Annotated in this window: 19 protein-coding genes and 1 tRNA gene; 12 read left to right on the forward strand and 8 right to left on the reverse strand. The window is 38.0% G+C overall.

Going from position 1 to position 20,678, the window contains the following annotated elements:
- A partial coding sequence (locus QRD02_RS10890; RefSeq protein ID WP_290254982.1) for a TonB-dependent receptor occupies positions 1-956 on the reverse strand: 956 nt, incomplete at its 3' end.
- Positions 957-1,294: 338 nt separating this feature from the next.
- On the opposite strand from QRD02_RS10890, the gene QRD02_RS10895 reads away from it, so the two are divergent.
- The 9 genes from QRD02_RS10895 to QRD02_RS10935 all read left to right on the forward strand — a co-directional run bounded on the left by QRD02_RS10895 (position 1,295) and on the right by QRD02_RS10935 (position 9,203).
- Positions 1,295-2,293, forward strand: coding sequence for a sensor histidine kinase (locus tag QRD02_RS10895; protein ID WP_290254983.1), 999 nt, complete (start codon positions 1,295-1,297; stop codon positions 2,291-2,293).
- A 12-nt stretch (positions 2,294-2,305) separates the two neighbouring features.
- Entirely contained in the window at positions 2,306-3,064 is a 759-nt protein-coding gene (locus QRD02_RS10900; protein ID WP_290254984.1) for a LytR/AlgR family response regulator transcription factor, read from the forward strand.
- A 643-nt stretch (positions 3,065-3,707) separates the two neighbouring features.
- A tRNA-Leu gene (locus QRD02_RS10905) sits at positions 3,708-3,790 on the forward strand.
- Between the two features lie 131 nt (positions 3,791-3,921).
- Positions 3,922-4,824 carry a MerR family transcriptional regulator gene (locus QRD02_RS10910; RefSeq protein WP_290254985.1) on the forward strand — a complete coding sequence of 301 codons (903 nt, stop codon included), beginning with the start codon at positions 3,922-3,924 and terminating at the stop codon, positions 4,822-4,824.
- Between the two features lie 99 nt (positions 4,825-4,923).
- Positions 4,924-6,387 carry a bifunctional phytoene desaturase/3,4-desaturase gene (gene crtID, locus QRD02_RS10915; RefSeq protein ID WP_290254986.1) on the forward strand — a complete coding sequence of 488 codons (1,464 nt, stop codon included), beginning with the start codon at positions 4,924-4,926 and terminating at the stop codon, positions 6,385-6,387.
- A complete protein-coding gene (locus tag QRD02_RS10920) occupies positions 6,384-7,226 on the forward strand; it encodes a phytoene/squalene synthase family protein (protein ID WP_290254987.1) in 843 nt (280 codons plus the stop codon). The genes crtID and QRD02_RS10920 overlap by 4 nt, the downstream gene beginning before the upstream one ends.
- Before the next feature lie 115 nt (positions 7,227-7,341).
- On the forward strand, positions 7,342-7,791 hold the full coding sequence (locus tag QRD02_RS10925) for a sterol desaturase family protein (protein WP_290254988.1): 450 nt from the start codon (positions 7,342-7,344) through the stop codon (positions 7,789-7,791).
- A gap of 3 nt (positions 7,792-7,794) precedes the next feature.
- Positions 7,795-8,499, forward strand: a complete 705-nt coding sequence (locus QRD02_RS10930; protein ID WP_290254989.1) for a lycopene cyclase domain-containing protein — start codon at positions 7,795-7,797, stop codon at positions 8,497-8,499.
- A 119-nt stretch (positions 8,500-8,618) separates the two neighbouring features.
- Entirely contained in the window at positions 8,619-9,203 is a 585-nt protein-coding gene (locus QRD02_RS10935; RefSeq protein ID WP_290254990.1) for an SET domain-containing protein, read from the forward strand.
- Between the two features lie 10 nt (positions 9,204-9,213).
- On the opposite strand, the gene QRD02_RS10940 is transcribed toward QRD02_RS10935, so the two are convergent.
- From QRD02_RS10940 to QRD02_RS10965, 6 genes are all read right to left on the reverse strand, one after another.
- Positions 9,214-9,777, reverse strand: a complete 564-nt coding sequence (locus tag QRD02_RS10940) for a TlpA family protein disulfide reductase (protein WP_290254991.1) — start codon at positions 9,775-9,777, stop codon at positions 9,214-9,216.
- A 68-nt stretch (positions 9,778-9,845) separates the two neighbouring features.
- Positions 9,846-12,110 carry an aconitate hydratase gene (locus QRD02_RS10945; protein ID WP_290254992.1) on the reverse strand — a complete coding sequence of 755 codons (2,265 nt, stop codon included), beginning with the start codon at positions 12,108-12,110 and terminating at the stop codon, positions 9,846-9,848.
- A gap of 205 nt (positions 12,111-12,315) precedes the next feature.
- Positions 12,316-13,269 (reverse strand): AAA family ATPase, encoded by a 954-nt coding sequence (locus QRD02_RS10950; protein ID WP_290254993.1) that lies wholly within the window; start codon positions 13,267-13,269, stop codon positions 12,316-12,318.
- 10 nt (positions 13,270-13,279) lie between these two features.
- The gene (locus tag QRD02_RS10955) at positions 13,280-14,752 is read right to left on the reverse strand and encodes a peptidylprolyl isomerase (RefSeq protein WP_435373037.1); all 1,473 of its coding nucleotides are present in this window, start codon (positions 14,750-14,752) and stop codon (positions 13,280-13,282) included.
- A complete protein-coding gene (locus QRD02_RS10960) occupies positions 14,709-15,569 on the reverse strand; it encodes a peptidyl-prolyl cis-trans isomerase (RefSeq protein WP_290254995.1) in 861 nt (286 codons plus the stop codon). Before QRD02_RS10960 ends, QRD02_RS10955 begins: the two co-directional genes overlap by 44 nt.
- A complete protein-coding gene (locus QRD02_RS10965; protein ID WP_290254996.1) occupies positions 15,566-17,521 on the reverse strand; it encodes a peptidylprolyl isomerase in 1,956 nt (651 codons plus the stop codon). The genes QRD02_RS10960 and QRD02_RS10965 overlap by 4 nt, the downstream gene beginning before the upstream one ends.
- Before the next feature lie 242 nt (positions 17,522-17,763).
- Between QRD02_RS10965 and QRD02_RS10970 the strand changes: the two genes are divergently transcribed.
- The 3 genes from QRD02_RS10970 to QRD02_RS10980 all read left to right on the forward strand — a co-directional run bounded on the left by QRD02_RS10970 (position 17,764) and on the right by QRD02_RS10980 (position 19,031).
- The gene (locus QRD02_RS10970) at positions 17,764-18,006 is read left to right on the forward strand and encodes a hypothetical protein (protein ID WP_290254997.1); all 243 of its coding nucleotides are present in this window, start codon (positions 17,764-17,766) and stop codon (positions 18,004-18,006) included.
- On the forward strand, positions 18,003-18,446 hold the full coding sequence (locus QRD02_RS10975) for a DinB family protein (RefSeq protein ID WP_290254998.1): 444 nt from the start codon (positions 18,003-18,005) through the stop codon (positions 18,444-18,446). Before QRD02_RS10970 ends, QRD02_RS10975 begins: the two co-directional genes overlap by 4 nt.
- Positions 18,447-18,515: 69 nt before the next feature.
- A complete protein-coding gene (locus QRD02_RS10980; protein WP_290254999.1) occupies positions 18,516-19,031 on the forward strand; it encodes an OmpH/Skp family outer membrane protein in 516 nt (171 codons plus the stop codon).
- Positions 19,032-19,142: 111 nt separating this feature from the next.
- Here the strand turns inward: QRD02_RS10980 and guaB are convergent, their stop codons facing one another.
- Positions 19,143-20,615, reverse strand: coding sequence for an IMP dehydrogenase (gene guaB, locus QRD02_RS10985; RefSeq protein ID WP_290255000.1), 1,473 nt, complete (start codon positions 20,613-20,615; stop codon positions 19,143-19,145).
- Between the last annotated feature and the right edge of the window lie 63 nt (positions 20,616-20,678).

The raw sequence follows: 20,678 nt of genomic DNA on the forward strand, positions 1-20,678 counted from the left end.
AAAAAAAAAAGATTCCCGGCTTTCCCACTGCCCAAATCGAGGTTAAATGAAATATCATGGTAATTGGGTACAGCTGAAGTTCCCCCGGCACCTCCTGCCCCTATCAAACCAATAAATGAATACCGTCCAGCAACTAAAAATGAACCATTCTTCTTCCCAAAAGGTCCCTCTGCATCCAATTCAACTCCAGAAAAAATACCCAATTGCGCAGAAAATTCGTAATCGTCTATATTCCCGTTTCTAAAATCTAGGTCAAATACTCCCCCAATGGTATTTCCATATTCCGCCGGGAAGGCCGACGTGATAAAATCGGAATTCGCAAGCATATTGGGGTTCAACGCTGAGACTGGGCTACCCGTTGTTCCCGCGGTCGCAAAATGATTAGGGCTAGGAATGGGAATACCCTCTAAACGCCATAGAAGTCCTGAAGGGGAATTACCTCTCACAACTATATCATTTCTACCATCATTAGGGGTAGAGACTCCCGCAAAATTGGCGGCCAATCGACCTACATCTGCTCTTCCGCCCGCAAACCGAGTAACTTCCTCAACTCCGAATTGCCGTACCGAAACTTTGGTCATTTCGTTTAATGCTCCGTCTTGATTGGTTTCTGTGGAAAGCACCACCTCCTCCAATTGATTAAAGGCTTCCAACAATCCAACCTTCAAAAAAATATCCTTCCCTGAGCTAACTAAGATATCGGAAACTGTATTAGTTTCGAAACCGATATAGCTTATACGAATGGAATGTCTGCCTACGGGCACTTCTTCTAAGATAAACCTTCCATCAAAATCAGTAATCACCCCAGTCCCCTCTGCCAAATTGAGCAGTTCAATGGTCGCCCCTTCTAAAGGAAGTTCAGATTGTTTATCAATAACAACACCTTTTATGTTTCCTGTTTGTGCTTGATGTCCGGAAACAACCAAAAGCATTAAAATATAAATTAAATTTTTCATGACTAATCATTTTATAATCTGTTCAAAACTATATATATAAGATTTTGCTAAAGATCATATCTTCTTAAATTGTCAATAAACATATTGAATCATCAAAAAGAAAGTTGAATTGAATAAGAATGGTCATTTTAATGATTTTCAAATCAAAGACAAATTTGCACGGTTCAACCCTTATTTTACCAGTTCAGGATATCGCCTTTTATCCAAATCACTTTTATAATTATCTTTAGCATCATTATTTTTTCAATAAAATGTCCGTAAAGTCTGGATTTAATCTAAAAAAACTCGGGTTGCAGGTGCTTATCGCCCTAATAATCTATTTAGTAGTCAAATGGACAATGTTTACCAATACCTTTGGTAAAGAATCATTTGATCCCACTTCACTCTTTTATTTAATTAGCGCACTTGTCTTTATTATCGGAACTTGGACAGTTAATGACTGGCTTGTCTACAGACAAGTAAAATCAGGAAAAAGCATTAATTTTTCCAGCGGTGTACGTTTATTACTTGTAAACTTTATTATTGTACTTCCCGTTTGTACGATTGTTTATTATTTGTCTAATTATGTTTTTGCCGAAGCTATTTTTTTGCAAAAACATGAAAACCCCGCATTCAATTTTAGGATTGATGTGCTGCGAGCAGCAATCATTGCACTAAGTATAATTGTTTTCAACCTTTTTTATCACTCTATGCAACAAAAAAAAGATATGGAGCGTACAATGGATCGCTTACAAAAGGAATTGGTAACCTCAAAATACCAATTGTTGAAAAATCAGATCAGCCCCCATTTTTTGTTCAATAGTTTTAATACGCTCACAGGATTGATGTACGAGGATAGAGATTTGGCTTCAGATTTTGTAACTAGGCTGGCCTTGAGTTACCGCTATATATTGGACAATGGAGAGGAAGATATGGTACCTTTAAAAAAAGAGCTTGATTTTCTCGATGCGTTTATTTTTATGATGAATGTAAGGCACGAAGGTGCCATAGATATAAAGATAAAAATTTTGGTCGATCCAAATATGTTTATGATCCCTACACTTTCGTTGCAAATGTTGGTCGAAAATGCTTTAAAACACAACTATTTTTCAAAAGAAAAACCGCTTTCAATCCGTATAGAAACTGTTGCTAGCATGTCCATAGTGGTCATTAATAACCTACGAAAACGGGATACAGCGGAAGCTTCCACTAAACTGGGAATTGCCAACATAAAAAAAAGATATTCGTTCTATACCGATCAAGAAGTTACGACGGGGACAACTAAAGGTTTTTTTACGGTTACAATGCCCTTGTTAACCAAAAACGCATTTGAAACTTCTGTGTTGTCGTTATCTTAATAATATTATAGTATGAAAGCAGTAATTGTTGAAGATGAGAGTATAGCTTCAAGACGTCTGGCGCAATTGATAGGTGAGCTGGCGCCCGATGTCGAAATTGTTGCCCAATTGATATCGGTTGAAAACGGAATACAATGGTTTAAAAAAAATGAACTTCCAGACCTAATATTCTTGGATATTCAGTTGAACGATGGATATGGGTTTGATATTCTGGATACTTTGAAAGACCACCCCCCCATAATTTTTACCACTGCTTATAACGAATATGCCTTGCGTGGCTTCAAATATAACGGATTGGATTATCTATTAAAACCCATTGATAAAAAAGATCTTAAGTCTGCTTTAGAAAAGTACCGTAAGTCTAACGATAAACAAATAGATTTTTGGGAGCAGGGAAAAATGAATCAAATTAAACAATTGTTCAACAAAGAGTATAAACATCGCTTTATGGTCAAAGTGGGCAACCATTTTAAGTCTCTTAATGTGGATGATATTGCCTATTTCAAATCGAATGAAGGACTTATTTTTCTCCACGTACACAACGGAAAAACCTTTCCGGTTGAATATACAATCGACCAATTGGAAAAAATATTGGATCCCATACAGTTTTTTAGGATCAATCGAAAATTTATGGTGTCGGTCAAGGCCGTCGTCGAAATACACAGTTATTTCAATAGCAGATTGTTGCTGAAATTAGATCCGAAAGAAAATGATCAGGTCATCGTTTCAAGAGAAAGATGCAGCAATTTTAAGCGGTGGCTCGATCTTTAATATTGAACTGCAAAATATGGACGAGGCAAGAGAGATCCTTTGGGGTCTCAACGCAACCTATGTTATATTCATCGTGAACTATCTGCATTGGTGCAATCGTAAAAAATGCAGTCAATAAGGTAAATATTCAAGTATCTGCAACATCCCATTTGGGAACCTGAATCAGGCGTAGAATTAGGCTATAACTAAAACAAAGTTTTCAATATTATTTAATGAATAATGCTACCACATCATACTTATTAAATTGTAAATCTTAAAAAGTCACCTATTCGGTGAGCAAGAAAAACAAGGGTCTTGAAACTCCCTCTTCACGGTGCAATGAGCAGCTACATTCTAGTTCCTCAGGCCTTCTAAATAAATATTTTAATAAAAATTTAATTATAAAATTTGATGCATACTGTTTAAAATGAAGTAGTGTTGACGTTTTATAAGAAAAAAAGGAGATTATCTATATTATGAAGATATTATAAATATATTTGTGCTCCGAAAGTAATTATTGACATATTGGTTCACAATTCGTCAACACGAATTAAAAAAATTAGCAGATGTCCCGCTGTATCTGGGCCTAAGGGATTAGGTTCAGACCCCAGGCAGGTCACAAAAAGTTAAACATCGCGTTTAACTTTTTTTGTTTTAGGCATTCACCCGGGTGCTGGAATTGGTAGACAGGCATGGTTGAGGGCCATGTGTCCTACGGACGTGTGGGTTCAAGTCCCATCCCGGGTACTTTAATATCAAGAATCTTTTCGCTTTGCATTTTCGGATATTATTCTGTACCTCTGTTTAGAGTTATTAGCTCTTAAGTAAACATTCTCACATCTTTTTAGTATTTTCACCCAGCTATAAATTTATCTTCCGTGGTCAAAACTCAATTTGGAATTAAGGACTTGGAAAACCTGTCGAATGTTAAAGCCCATACTATTAGGATTTGGGAAAAACGTTACAATCTTCTTGAGCCGGACAGAACCGACACTAATATTAGGAAATACAATATTGAAAATCTGAAAAAGCTTTTGAATGTGGCTTACCTTTACCACGCCGGCCATAAAATTTCAAAAATTGCAAGTTTAGATGCATCGGAAATTCAGGTGTTAATACAAAATAGCATCAATGGGGTGGATTCCCAATATTTGGGAAATGTTTTTAAATCTGCAATGTTTGAGTTTGACGGCGATTTGTTTGATGCTACCCTAGAAAAAATTTTGAAAAAAAAATCCTTCAGAGAAACATTCTCAGAAGTGTTTGTTCCCATACTTAACGAAACTGGAATTCTGTGGCATTCTGGATCCATAGATCCTTCCCACGAACATTTTATTTCGGAAAAAATCAAGCATTCCATCATTCAATTTAGCGGCAAACATAAAAAAGTCGCTTCAGAAAGATCCTCCACCCTTTTTGCACTTTATCTTCCTTATAAAGAAATTCACGAAATTGGTTTGCTTTATGCAAATTACGAATTGGTTTCCGCTGGTTACAGAACTGTTTTCTTAGGCGCAAACATTCCCTCAGACAGCTTGAAACACCTTTTAAAAACTAAGACAAAGGTTATTTTTATAACCTACTTTACAGTTCTTCCAGAAAATGATAATCTCGAAAAATATCTTTTGGATTTTCAAAAGGAAATTCTTGCCGAAGGCGGTAGCGAACTTTGGGTGTTAGGTCCCAAGGCGGAAAAAAATATTAAGAAGTCAAAAAATATTATCCTGTTTAAAGATCTCAGACAATTTCAAGAACATATCGAAATTTTCCCCTTTGAATAATAATCTGTAACTACTGCATAAAAGGTATTATTAAATAAAAGCCAAAATTTATAACCGACCTTCTTTTTGTTTAATATATTTTTAATTTTGTTAAACAGTATGAAAAAAATTACCATAATTGGCTCCGGTTTTTCCGCTCTCTCAGCCTCCTGTTATCTAGCGAAGGCGGGATATAATGTAACAATTCTTGAAAAAAATAGTACCATCGGCGGGCGGGCACGGCAGTTAAAAAAGGATGGTTTTACTTTTGATATGGGCCCCACCTGGTATTGGATGCCGGATGTTTTTGAGCGTTTTTTCGCCGATTTCGGAAAGAAACCATCGGATTATTATTCTTTACAAAAATTAAATCCCGCCTACCGCGTATTCTTCGGAACGGATGATTTTATAACAATTGAAGATTCCATCGAAAAAATTTGCAAAACATTTGAAACTGAAGAAAAGGGCAGTTCTGCCAAACTCAGAAAATTTATGCACGCTGCGCTGGACAATTATGAAATAGCCATAAAAAATTTGGTATATCGTCCGGGAATTTCTCCAATGGAGCTCATTAATACCAAAACCATGAGCAAAATAGGGCAGTTTTTCAGCACTGTCAGTAAAGAAGTTAGAAAGGATTTCAACAACCCAAAGTTAATTTCAATTTTAGAGTTTCCGGTTTTATTCTTGGGCGCCAAACCTTCCAAGACACCGGCATTTTATAATTTTATGAACTATGCCGATTTCGGCCTCGGCACCTTTCATCCGAAGGATGGAATGTTTTCAGTAGTAAACGGAATAAAAAATCTTGCGGAAGAATTAGGGGTGACCATCAAAACGAACCAAAATGTTGAAAAAATATTCGTTCAAAATGGAAAAGCATCAGCCTTAGTTATAAACGGCGAAACGGTAACGACTGATATAGTTTTGAGTGGCGCAGATTATCATCATACCGAAAGCCTTTTGAATTCTGAATATCGCCAATATTCCGAAACATATTGGAATAAAAAAACCTTTGCTCCTGCTGCGCTAATGTTCTACGTTGGGTTCAACAAGAAAATCGACAATGTATCCCATCATACCTTATTTTTTGATGTGGATTTTGAAAAGCATTCCAAGGAAATTTATGACGTTCCGCAATGGCCAGAGGATCCACTATTTTACGCAAGTTTTCCTTCAAAAACAGATGAAACCGCCGCACCCAATGGGATGGATGCTGGAATTTTCTTAATTCCATTGGCACCTGGATTGGACGATATACCAGAAATTCGCGAAGAATACTTTGATAAAATTATGATGCGTTTTGAGAAATTGACCAACCAAGAGGTTAAAAAATACGTTATATTTAAAGAGTCATTTTGCATAAATGATTTCGTTTCCCAATACAACAGCTATAAAGGAAACGCCTATGGCCTGGCCAATACTTTGTTACAAACAGCTTTTTTGAGACCGAAACTTAAAAGCGGGAAGGTGCAAAATTTATTCTTTACAGGACAGTTAACCGTTCCTGGTCCAGGAGTTCCCCCAGCTCTGATTTCTGGAAAATTGGTGGCAGGATTAATTGAAAAAGAAAACAGAAATTGAAAGAACTTTTTGACATAGTATCTGAATCCTGCAGCAAAAAGGTAACTGAAACTTACAGCACATCTTTTTCCTGGGCTACGCGTATGCTGGGGCCTTCCATTCGGCAAGATATTTACAATATCTATGGTTTTGTTCGATTTGCGGATGAAATAGTTGATTCCTTCCACAATTATGAAAAGGAAATTCTTTTTAACCGTTTCGAAACATCACTTGAAGAAGCACTCCATGACCGCATAAGCCTTAACCCGATTCTAAACTCTTTTCAGAAAACGGTTTATAAATATAATATTGATACCGATTTAATACATGTATTTATGGAAAGCATGCGGTGGGATCTGACGAAAAACAATTATGCCACTGAACAAGAATTCAACCAATACATTTATGGTTCGGCCGATGTAGTGGGCTTGATGTGTCTAAAGGTTTTTGTTAAGGGTGACGAAAGAAAATACAACGATTTGAAACAAGCCGCAATGAATTTAGGTTCAGCATTTCAAAAAGTGAATTTTCTGCGCGATTTGAAAGAAGATCATGAAATTCTGAGTCGGTCCTATTTTCCCAACACCAACTTAAATTCCCTAAATGAACTTTCCAAACAGCGGATTATAGATGAGATAGACCAAAATTTCAACAAAGGTTACCAAGGTATTTTGTTATTGCCACCAGAGGCAAAACTGGGAGTTTTCATTGCCTATCGATATTATAGGCGGCTGTTAAAAAAGCTACAGCAAACTCCCGCCGTAGAAATTAAAAACGCGAGAATCCGAGTGCCGAACATTGAAAAAATCGGCCTGTTGACACGAAGCTATGTGAAATATCAATTAAATTTGGTGAAATAATTAAACTATCTTTTTCAAAACAATAAGCATTGAAGAATTAGAAAAAACATTTTCCATCAAACTCCAAAATTCAAATCCAGCTTTAATTTATCCCAATTAAATAAAACATAAAATAATGACTATCGTTCTTTGGATATTAATTTTCATTTGCACATTCTGCATTATGGAATTTATGGCATGGTTCACCCATAAATATATTATGCACGGATTTCTATGGAATTTGCACAAAGATCACCACCACAAGGATCACGGAAGTTGGTGGGAGCGCAATGATTATTTCTTTCTTTTCTACGCTTTGGTAAGTATTGGATGTTTTATTGGGTGGAGTTACTACGGCTTTTGGGCGGGCCTTCCCATTGGCCTTGGAATTTTCGCCTACGGGGTGGCCTATTTTATTGTCCATGATATTTTTATCCATCAAAGGTTCAAAATATTCAGAAATGCGAACAATCGTTATGCGCGCGGAATTAGGCGCGCACACAAAATGCACCACAAACATTTGGGAAAGGAAAAAGGCGAGTGTTTCGGAATGTTATTTCCGCCTTTAAAATATTTCAAAAAATAAATTATGTGGCATCTCTATTTAGTGTTGGATATAGCTTCATTAAGTATTCCCTTTCTATTCAGCTTTCATCCAAAACTTAAATTTTATAAACTTTGGAAATACTTTTTTCCCGCCACTTTCATAATGATGGTAATTTTTATTCCGTGGGATATGATTTTTACGCATCACGGCTTTTGGGGATTCAATGATAGATACCTTTCAGGCATCAATTGGGGAAACCTTCCAATGGAGGAATGGCTATTCTTTATTTGTATTCCTTATGCCTGCCTCTTTACTATTTACGCCTTCAAAAATTTATTGCCGAAGTTTTCATTTTCGAACCGCGTTACTGCCATTGTATATTTTTCACTTCAAACCCTATTGATCGTTTCCCTGCTTTACTTTTATAATCTGTGGTATACGGCAATCAACTTCGGCTATGCAATCCTATTGTTGGGGCTGGTCTATAATTTTAAAAGGGAAGCATTGAATGTGTTTTTCCCGATATTCCTTAACCTTTTAATTCCCTTTTTTATTGTGAACGGATTCCTAACCGGAAGTTGGATAAACGAACAAGTAGTGTGGTACAATGATGCGGAAAACCTCGGTATCCGGCTGGGCACCGTCCCCATAGAAGATAGTATTTACGCTTTGAGCATGTTGCTGACTGTATATGTATTAATGGAAAAGTTTAGGCAGAAAAAAGCCTTAAAGAATTGCGCAGATTAGACAATTTCCTCCATAAAAATCGGCAAATTAACGGTATTAAAATTTCATAAACAATAGAATTTTGAATGTAAATCAATTGAGTTTTTGCATTACATTTAAACAAAAAAATTCTATCCTTTATGATACATCCAAAGACCGAGCTGAAATTTATTAGCAACCAAATTGGATACGGAGTTGTCGCAACTGAGTTCATTCCCGCTGGAACAATCACCTGGGCGCTAGATGATTTAGATCGCGAATTTACCCCGTCCAAATTGAAAAAAATGAATCCGCTTTATCAAAACATTTTAGAAACTTATTGCTACAGAAACAATAAAGGAAATTTTGTGCTTTGCTGGGACAATGGCCGATATGTAAACCATAGCTTTAAAAGTAATTGTATATCCACGGCTTATGATTTTGAAATAGCCATACGCGATATACAAGCGGGCGAGGAATTGACCGACGATTACGGATATTTAAATGTTACCGAACCATTTAGAGGAATTGACGAAGGAACCCGCCGGAAAACTGTTTATCCCGATGATCTTTTAAATCATTCCGAGGCTTGGGACAAACAACTTATAAAAAATTTCCCAAAAATAGTAAAGGTAGAACAACCATTAAAATCCTTGATTACACCAAAATTATGGAAGGATATTACCGCAATTGCTGAAGGGAAAAAGGAAATGAAATCTATTAAAGAAAATCATTTTTTTGGTTAAGCTGCAATAGTTATTCTTCAAGAAGTTCATCCAATAGGGATTGTATCTTTTTGCTGTTCCAGTCCGCAGCACCTTCTTCGTTTATAACAATTTTTCCTTTTTTTGAAATTACAAACGTGGTGGGCAGTGCTTCGGACTGCAATTGTTGCGGGGCTTCTTCAATTTGCAAATAAATGGGCATTGAGTATCCATTTTTACTCATAAATGCCGAAATTTTATCGCTTTTTTCTGATGTGATAAAATAGAAATCTACCTTCTGCCCATACTTGTCATATAACTTTTGAAATGACGGCATTTCCGCCACACAAGGCGGGCACCAAGTGGCCCAAAAATTAACTATGGCCACGTTGCCCTGTGAACGAGAAAAGTTTATTTGTTCCGAATTTAATTGGTGTAAGCTCCATTCGTAGTCCTGTAAGGATTTACGATCATTTTCAGCAGTTTCAGTGGGTGAAAAAGATATCAATCGCTGAACGAAAACCTGGAGAGGCATTCTGGTTTGAGGAATGAGCATTAGCGCAACGAAGCCAAAAAACAATATGTTGCTCCAATTTTTTTTTAAAAAGGAAATCATTTTTATAGATATAAAAAAACCCAACAGGTTTCAGAAACCTGTTAGGTTTGGTTGTATAATAATTTTTTTTACGCGTTCTGCTTTTTAATCAAATTTAAAGCTGAACCTTCTCGATACCAGCGTATTTGTGCATCATTATAAGTATGGTTTACCATAATTATATCCTTATTTCCGTTTTTATGGACCACTTCGAGGGTTAGGGGTTTATTTTCAGCGAAATCTGAAATATCCGAAAAATTGAAGATATCATCTTCTTGGATTAAATCATAATCGGCTTCGTTGGCAAATGTCAAAGCCAACATTCCCTGTTTTTTCAGGTTAGTCTCATGTATTCGTGCAAACGATTTCACCAAGACTGCAGCAACACCCAGAAATCTAGGCTGCATAGCGGCATGCTCTCGTGAGGATCCTTCGCCATAATTATGGTCACCCACTACTATGGTTTTTATGCCCTTTGCTTTATATTCACGCTGTACATTCGGCACACCGCCGTATTCACCTGTGAGTTGGTTTTTTACAAAATTTGTATTTTTATTAAAAGCATTTACGGCACCTATTAAGGTGTTGTTAGCGATATTGTCCAAATGCCCGCGATAACGTAGCCACGGCCCTGCCATTGAAATATGATCCGTAGTACATTTTCCAAAAGCCTTTATCAGCAATCTTACACCTTGCAGTTCAGAATCCTTAATAGCTTCGAACGGTTCCAGAATTTGAAGACGCTCACTATCTTTCGCGACTTTCACTTCCACGGAGCTCCCATCTTCCTTGGGTGCCAAATAGCCATTATCATCGACTTCAAAGCCCTTTGGTGGAAGTTCCAGGCCAATTGGTTCGTCCAATTTCACCTCCTGTCCATCTTCATTCAATAGGGTGTCGGTCATTGGGTCAAAATCCAAACGGCCCGATATTGCAATTGCCGCAACCATTTCTGGCGAGCCAACGAAGGCGTGAGTATTTGGATTTCCGTCAGCACGTTTTGAAAAATTTCGGTTAAATGAATGAACAATAGTATTCTTTTCATCACCCTTTCTATCACTCCTATCCCATTGCCCAATGCAAGGACCGCAAGCGTTCGTAAAAATAGTTGCGCCCAATTTCTCAAAAACATCCAGCAATCCATCCCGCTCCGCAGTAAAGCGAATTTGTTCTGATCCAGGATTAATTCCAAAATCACTTTTTGGTATTAATCTTTTATCAACAGCCTGTTGCGCGATTGACGCGGCTCTGGATAAATCTTCATATGAGGAATTTGTACAGGATCCTATCAACCCCCAATCTACTTTTATAGGCCAATCGTTTTTAAGTGCCTTCTCTCCCAACTCGCCTACCGGTGTAGCCAAATCTGGGGTAAAGGGCCCATTTAAGTGAGGGCGCAAAGTGGAAAGATCTATTTCAATAACTTGGTCAAAATATTTTTCGGGATTGGCATACACCTCATCATCGCCTGTTAGATAGGGTCTGATTTTGTTTGCCTCATCTGCAATGTCGGCTCGGTCCGTAGCCCGAAGAAAGCGCTCCATGGCATCATCATATCCAAAAGTTGAAGTAGTTGCGCCAATCTCAGCCCCCATGTTACAAATTGTTCCTTTTCCCGTACAAGAGAGGTTTTTTGCACCTGGACCGAAATATTCAACAATAGCGCCGGTACCTCCTTTTACGGTAAGTATTCCTGCTACTTTTAAAATAACATCTTTTGATGCCGTCCAACCATTTAACTCGCCCGTAAGCTTTACTCCAATCAACTTCGGAAATTTTAGTTCCCATGCCATTCCAGCCATTACATCTACGGCGTCTGCACCGCCCACGCCAATGGCAACCATTCCCAATCCGCCTGCATTTACGGTATGACTATCGGTACCGATCATCATTCCACCTGGGAATGCATAGTTTTCCAAAACAACTTGATGAATAATTCCTGCTCCCGGTTTCCAAAATCCGATGCCGTATTTATTTGAAACAGATTCCAAAAAGTCGAAAACTTCGTTGCTAGTTTCATTGGCTCGCTTTAAATCGGGCGCGGCACCTTGCTTTGCTTGTATTAAGTGATCACAGTGTACAGTAGTGGGCACTGCCACGGTTTTCTTTCCGGCTTGCATGAACTGTAGAAGTGCCATTTGTGCAGTAGCGTCCTGGCAGGCTATTCTATCAGGCGCAAAATCTACATAGTCCTTTCCGCGCTGGAAAGCTTTTGTTGGATTGCCATCCCATAAGTGGGAATATAATATTTTTTCAGAAAGTGTGAGCGGTTTACCCGTAATGTCACGTGCTTTGTCCACACGTACCGCCATTTGGGCATAAACCTTTTTAATCATATCTATATCAAAAGCCATGTTGCTAATTTTTGTTGAGTGCGAAAATACAAAAATTCGCATTATTTAAAAAATATTTAAAAGAATAGCGTATTTAGTGAATATAGTGCATTGAAATACAATTATCGTTGAAGTATATTATTAAATTGATAATTAATATTATATAATATTATCAATTTGCAAATATGGAGATGACAAAAATATGTTAGAAGTGAAGAAGAAGTTTTTAATACAAACTTTTTATAATGTCTTCAATACTCAAACCCTCCGCTTCAGCTTTATAATTTTTAATTAACCTATGTCTGAGAATACCAATTGCGGCTTTTTGTACGTCTTCGATATCGGGAGAAAATTTCCCTTGTAGTGCCGCATGGGATTTAGCAGCCAAAATGAGATTTTGTGAGGCACGGGGACCAGCTCCCCAATCGATGTAATTTCTTACCATTTCCGTAGCTGAAGGGCTGTTAGGGCGAGTTTTACCGACCAAGGTAACTGCATATTCTACCACATTATCGGCCACTGGAATTCTTCGTATTAATTGCTGAAATTGAATTATTTCATCGGCCGTGAATAATGCATTTACACGCTGAATTTCGCCGGCGGTGGTTTGTTTCACAACTTCTACTTCTTCCGAGAAAGTGGGATACTCAAGATTAATTGCGAACATAAATCGATCCAACTGGGCTTCTGGCAAAGGATATGTTCCCTCCTGCTCTATGGGGTTTTGGGTAGCAAGCACAAAGTAAGGCAGTTCCAATTTATAATGATGACCAGCCACAGTAACGGCACGTTCCTGCATTGCCTCCAAAAGAGCGGCTTGCGTTTTGGGTGGCGTCCGGTTAATTTCGTCTGCAAGAATAATATTGGCAAATATTGGCCCTTTTATGAATTTAAATTCACGGTCCTTATCCAAAATTTCTGATCCCAAAATATCACTGGGCATTAAATCTGGAGTAAATTGAATTCTTTTAAATTTCAACCCCAGAGCTTCAGCTACTGTATTTACCAACAACGTTTTAGCAAGACCCGGAACACCAATCAATAAGGCGTGGCCACCTGAAAAAATGGCGAGCAGTACTTGCTCAACCACTTCATCCTGACCTACTATCACTTTTTTTATTTCCTGCCGAAGGGCATTGTATTTAGAAACCAGTTGCTGAACCGCTGCTACGTCTGACATATTGATATTGTTATTTTTTCATCCAATTACCCGCAAAATCACATTCTTGGTAGTCTTGGTTGATGCTAATATAGGTATCTTTAATTTTTTCGTTCTGCCACTTGTTGATCGCCTTTATCTGCTTTTCGCGAAGTGCCAATTGCTTTATGCGCTCATAATCCTTTGAATAATCAGCCTTGTGCTCAGGATATTTTTTGGTTACGGTAAGGATTTTCAAACTACTTTTTCCGGTGCGATCACGATCCGTAAATATTTTTGAAACTTCACCTTCCGTTAGATTATAAACTTGCGCACTCAGGGCCGGATCCATTTTTGTGAGGTCGAATTTAGTATCAAATGTAATAGGATTAATCAACTGACCGCCATTATTTCTTGTATCCTTATCATCGGAATTTTTGCGGGCCGCTTCTGCAAAAGTTATCTCACCAGCCTCAATTTGGGTTTTTAGATCTTCAATTTTTTTCTGTGCTGCGTCAATTGATTTTTGGGAAACTTCAGGAAAAATTAATATATGCCTTACGTCCACTTCTTGACCGCGAATTTTTTCAACATATAGAATGTGGTATCCAAATTCTGTTTCGAATGGTTCACTTATTTCCCCCTCCAAAAGCGAAAACGCTTGGTCCTTAAATTCCTTTGCCCAAGGCGAATCTCTTTTGACAGCCATATAGAGGCCTCCTTTTGAACTGGACCCGGGGTCTTGAGAATATAAAACTGCTTTGGTGGCAAAACTGGCTCCATTGTCAATTATATCAGCGCGCATCGCATTTAGTTTTGCGATTGCCTCATCCTTTGCTTGCTGTGTAATTTCAGGATCCACTACGATTTGTGCAATTTCAATTTCCGCACTAAAAACGGGTCGTTCCTCCTCGGGGATGGAAAAGAAAAACGTACGAACTTCTTCTGGGGTGACCTCAACTTTTTCGATCACTTTATCCTGCATCATTCGCGCGAGTTTCAAATTCTTGTTGGCGTCAAAAAGTTCACTTCGCAATTCGGCAATATTATCTTTTCGGTAATAGGCCGCTACTTTTTCTTCGCTTCCCAATTCACTAACCATATATTGCATTTGTTGGTCAATCATACCATTGATTTCGGCATCTGGTACCATAATGCTGTCCTGTTTTGCTTGGTGTGAATAAAGTTTATCCTCCATCAATTTTCCCATTAATTGGCACCGGGTTATATCTTCAATAGAAATGCCTTGGGATTGCATTTCAACATATGCCTTATCAATATCGCTGTCCAAAATAACGTATTCCCCCACAACCGCACTTACCCCTTCAGCCTTGTAGCGTTGGAAAGGTATCAATGAATCGCGAACCTGAATCTGTTGAACCGCTAGGGAATCATTGCTTTTTACAACTCCAGTACTGTCGGGCTCCAATACAACTTGGGCTTGCGCTGCAGCCGTAAAAAAAAGGAAAATCAATAAATATTTATTCATTATTGTAAATTTCAAAATTGTTTGTTTCAATAGCATCTTTTGTGATATCTGTTTCTAATTTTTTTATGAGTTCCAACTTTCTTTTGTTTAAAATAATCTGTCTCAAAGTTGGCTTAATGTAGGGAAAAGGCGCTGTATCATTGGGATTGAGCACGTTTTCAATTTTCACCAAATATACTCCTAATGAATCTTGCAACTGAGCAAAATTTGATTTTTTTAACATTTGCTCGTTATTGCCTTTTAACACCGGCAAAGCAGTGAACAGAACGTCTTTTTTAATCCAAACGGAATCGTTAAAATTGGAAGATATGAACTGGTAATCCTGACTGTTAAGCGATTTTTTATCCTTATCATTATACCTATTCAATTTCTCCTTTACGGCGGCCAAACCTGCATAATTCAAAGGTAGTTGCACATAACGAAGCATCACCAACAGATCCCTTTGCTTGAAATTATCCTTATTTTGTTGGTAATATTCTTGGTATTCCTGTTCCGAGATTACGCTGTCCAATTGCTTGCTTACAATCACATTTTTATAGGCCTCCGTGAGCAGATCCGTTCTATATTCTTGAACCAACTTCTCAAATTGCGAAAGCTTTTCTGCAGTGATATTGATTTTTGCTTGATCAATAAGCAGCTGTTGGGTCGCCCAACGGTTTATATAATTGTTTACGATAAGCGTGCTATCCTCGGGCGAAATATTTTCAGAAATGAATTTTTCGATATCCGCTTTATATAAATAAGTGTCATTAACACGTGCAATTACTTGATCTTGCTTGGTTTTCTGCTGAAAATAATCACAGGAAACAAAGAAAGAACAGCAAAGAATTATATAAAGAGAATGTTTTATCACTTCAATTGCTTCTTAACGCGTTTTAATGTTTTTTTATTGACTTCCACGGTGTATTTGGCGTGCAAGCTTTCCATCCAAGAAGTTTCCAAATCATTTTGATAGCTGCTCAAAACCTTTCCTTTAACATCCTCTAATGATTTTGGGCCTGGACCAATGATTTCATTAATATTTACCACAATAAAGGATTCATTACTGGGGTAAATGTTGGAAATGCCTGTCTTGATTTCTAGATTATTGGGTAGTTCACGCTGGTCCACTTCAAAAATTCCTGGTGTGGTTAAGACGTTTACTTTATTGCCCGTATTCAAAGCCGTTTTAATGTCTTCTGCCGTTTTACCTTCACCAAGCATTTTTTGCACCCGTTGAGCAAATTCATTGGAAGTAGCGGCATAAATAGTAGCATCAATACGTTGTTTCCAATGATAATCCTGCTTTGTTTTATTATAGTATTGCTGCACGCCTATGGAATCATTTTTTCCTTTTTGCCAGATATTTTTGTCCATTACATCGAAAATTAAAAGTCCATCGCGATATTCATTTAAAATAGCGGCGTAATCTTCATTTTCATCTTCAAGTTTTTCTTTGAAATAATCCTTCAATTCCTTTGTTTCAAACTCATCATAAAAATCAACCAACAGTGTTTCTTTCAGTTTATAGGGCCTTGTCGTTCTTTGACGTTCTTCTATATATTTCGCAAAATCAATATACGTTGATTTTTTATCACCAATAACGAATAGAGTTTTATTTTGATCAGCAGGAATGGGAGTCATAACCCATTTTCTTTTCAAAATATCATCGGTAAGGTAAGTATCAAAAAAGGGCAGATAATTATTCTCCTTTTTGAATCCGTATTTCTCCTTTATTTTTTTGTTGGTGGCACTGGTAACTATTTTGGATCGATCCCCCTCATTCACTTTTTTCTCGAGTTCGGCCTTTTGCTGCTCAAAAGTTTCCATTGGGAATTTTTCATCCAAACGGATAATATGCCAGCCAAAATCCGTTTTTACCGGTTTGCTCAAATCCCCTGGATTTTTTAGTGAGTAGGCTGCATCCTCAAATTCTGGGGCGCGAAGATCGCCTTTCGTGAAAGGTTTCAATTTGCCTCCCATTACCGCTGAATTCTTGTCGTCAGAAAATTGTTTGGCAAGGCTTTCAAAATTTTCGCCTTGTTGCAGCATACTATAGATTTCATTGATGCGTTCTTCGGGATTAAAATCCCGGGCCCCTTTTTTATCTGAAATCATAATATGCGATACCGATATTTTCGGCATTCTCTCTCTTTTGTCACTAACCTTAATAATATGATATCCAAAACTTGTTCGCACAATTTCCGAAATTTCGCCAACGGGAGTGTTATATGCCGCAGTTTCGAACGGATAAACCATATTGAAAACAGTGAAATAGCCTAAATTCCCCTCCGTTTCCTTTGCACCCGGCTCTTCGGAATAGGTTTTTGCAAGCTTCGCGAAATCCTCCCCTTTCAGCGCACGCTCACGAATGCCCTTAATTTTATTAAAAGCTGCCAGCGTGTCCTGGGGCAATGCTTCGTAATCAACACGAATCAGAATATGTGATGCCGCTACATCTTCCTTCCCACGTTGGTAGGCTTCCATTGCAAGCTCTTCGGCCACTTTATCCTCAAACAGATAGTTGCGGGATAACTGGTCCCGATATTTTGAGAATTCACTCAAATAATCTTCTTCCTTATCCAAGCCCTGCGCCTGAGCTTCCGCAATTTTTAGTTTATAATCAATAAAAAGCTGGAGATAACCATCAACGTCCTTTTGCGATTCATCCTGCACCAAATCAAGGTTTTTTTTGTACACACGCTCAAATTCACTGGCATAAACGGGTTTCCCATTTATGGTCATCAATACATCTTTTTTGTTTTGTGAAACAACGTTTGTTATGCCCAACAAGGCAAAAATGCATACGGTAAGAAAATTTTTCATCTCTGTTGAATATTTTATTTTTTAATGAAGCGACGCACTTGCGCACAAGCTTTTGTGAACAAAGGTGCAAAAATAGCAAAAAGCTATGGGAACTTACATCGGAAAGGCAAACGAATTTAATAATAATATAGTGTTCCTTCCTTTTAAAAATATTTTTAAAACCCGTATTTTGCAATTGCCAAAGAGAGACATTATAATTTACAGTTTTTAGGACAAAATTGGCCCCTTCAAAAAACGACAAAATGACCGAAAGAGTTAAGCTTATCTGGGATTTTCGAGGGCCCAATGCACATCATATTGCCAAACACCATGCCATACATCTTTCTGAGTTTTCTAATTCCGAAAGTCTGCAGAATGCCTTTACGGGCGATGAGGAAATCACACCTATGCATCATATTGCATTTTTGGTTGTTGAAAGAAGTGTGATGGACCGGCTAAGAGAAACTTTGAAACCCCACCGCGGACAAATATTTGATACGCTTTGAAATCATTTTTTGAAGATATTTTTGAATATACGCACCACAGCAATTTGCAGCTGATAGAAATTTATATTAAAAACCCGGAAATTTATTCTGAAAAAATAAGATTGTTAGCCAGTCACACTCTTAACGCCCACCACATTTGGAACCATCGAATTCTGGGAAAAAATGCCAAATTAGATGTTTGGCAACCTTTAGAACTGGGCGAATTGCAGCCTATCAATAGCATAAATTTTAAACAAACCATGGAAATTCTAGATCAAACAACATTGGAAAATTCCATAAGCTACACAAACAGTAAAGGACAACTGTTCACGAACACCATTGTCGAAATGCTTTTTCACATTATTAACCACAGCTCCTATCATCGCGGCCAGCTTATGACCCATTTGAAAAACCGGGGTGTGGAACCCATTTCTACCGACTATATTTTTTATAAGCGATGATATAACTTTCTGAATATTATATTTTTTTATAGTAATATTGCGCATTGAATTTATTAAAAAACACACAAAATGAAATTTATCAAAATTGCTATTTTCTTTATTAGTCTTACAACATTCGCACAGGGAAAAGTTGGCGCTGTGGATATAGAGTATATTCTTTCAAAAATGCCAGAATTAATTTCTGTTGAAACTGAAATACAAACCTATGGAGCCCAATTGGATACAGACCTCAATAAAAAATTGGAAGAATACAAAAAACTAGTAGAAACCTACAAACAAAGCGAGGCCACTTTCACTGAAGCACAGAAAACGGAAAAGCAAACTGAAATAATTACTATGGAACAGGAAATTCAAAAGTTCCAACAAAACGGTGCCAAATTAATGGATATAAAACAAACGGAGGCCCTCAAACCTCTTTATCAAAAAATAGGAGTGGCATTGGAAAAAGTCGCGAAAGCCCAAAATTACACCCAAGTGATGCAAACCACACAAGATATGGTTTATTTAGATCCCGAATATGATCTTACTGTTCCCATACTATTGGAATTAGGCATAACCATAAATGCCGGAGAAGCTGGAAAATAATCATTCTTAATCCAAAAAAGAAAAACGTGATGCTTTTGGCTTCACGTTTTTTTATATTTAAAAATTACTCAAATTTTTTATTCAACCTTAAAAAATGTAACCACAGAAAGATTATCTTGAATAGTTAGGTGATTCCTTGGTAATAGTCACATCGTGTGGATGGCTCTCATTAATGCCACTTGCGGTAATTTTAATGAACTGTCCGGTTTTCTTCAATGTTTCAATATCCTTGGATCCACAATAGCCCATTCCCGCGCGCAAACCTCCGATAAATTGTGTCATGCTTTCAACAAGGTCCCCTTTATATGGCACGCGCCCAACGATACCCTCTGGCACCAATTTTTTTATATCGTCCTCAACATCCTGAAAATACCGGTCTTTTGAACCTTGTTTCATTGCCTCGACGGAACCCATGCCTCTGTATGATTTATACTTCCTACCTTCATAAATAATAGTTTCTCCGGGAGATTCCTTGGTTCCGGCCAAAAGTGATCCGAGCATTACACAGTCCGCACCGGCAGCAATTGCCTTTGGAATATCGCCTGTATACCTAATTCCCCCATCTGCTATAACAGGAATGCCACTACCTTGAATGGCTGCCGCAACTTCCAAGACCGCGGAAAATTGTGGAAAACCAACGCCCGCCACAACTCTCGTTGTGCAAATGGATCCCGGACCGATTCCTACTTTTACGGCATCGGCACCGGCAGAAACCAAATATTTTGCCGCATCAGCAGTTGCAATATTTCCGACTATAACATCGAGATCAGGGAATTTTTGTTTCACTTGTTTCAAAACTTCCACCACCCCTTTTGTATGGCCATGCGCCGTATCAATAATTACGGCATCAATCTGCGCCTTTACCAACGCTTCGGCTCTTTCCACGGCATCTGCAGTAACACCTAAGGCAGCGGCCACTCTAAGTCGGCCATATTTGTCTTTATTGGCAAAAGGTTTTTGTGTGAGTTTGGTAATATCTCTAAATGTAATAAGTCCTAAAAGTTTGCCCTCATCGTTCACTACGGGCAATTTTTCAATTTTATTCTTTTGAAGAATAATCTCAGCTTCGGTCAATGACGTTCCCTGTGCCACGGTAACCAAGTTTTCGGATGTCATTACTTCGTGCAACGGACGTTTCAAATCCTTTTCAAAACGAAGGTCACGATTGGTAACAATGCCAATCAACTTTCCCTCCTCATCAGTAATAGGAATACCGCCAATACTGTATTCGCGCATTGTTTTTTGGGCATCGCCCACAGTATTTGCTTTCTTTAGCGTTACCGGGTCTATAATCATTCCGCTTTCGGCGCGTTTTACTTTGCGCACCTCTGCGGCCTGTTGCTCAATGGTCATATTTTTATGCAATACCCCAATACCCCCTTCGCGTGCAATGGCAATGGCCATTGCGCTTTCAGTTACAGTGTCCATTGCCGCCGAAACAATAGGCACGTTCAGCGTAATATTTCTCGAAAACTTGGTGGCGATGGAAACTTCTCGGGGTAAAACTTCGGAATAGGCAGGCACCAATAGTACATCGTCATACGTTAGGCCCTCTCCTAGAATTTTGTTGTCGTGTGCGGTCATTGCAATTAAATTAACTTTCAAGTTTGAAAGTGGTTATGGATTAATTGCGTGCAAATGTACTAT

Source organism: Aequorivita aurantiaca (genome assembly GCF_030410135.1).
Classification (GTDB): domain Bacteria; phylum Bacteroidota; class Bacteroidia; order Flavobacteriales; family Flavobacteriaceae; genus Aequorivita; species Aequorivita aurantiaca.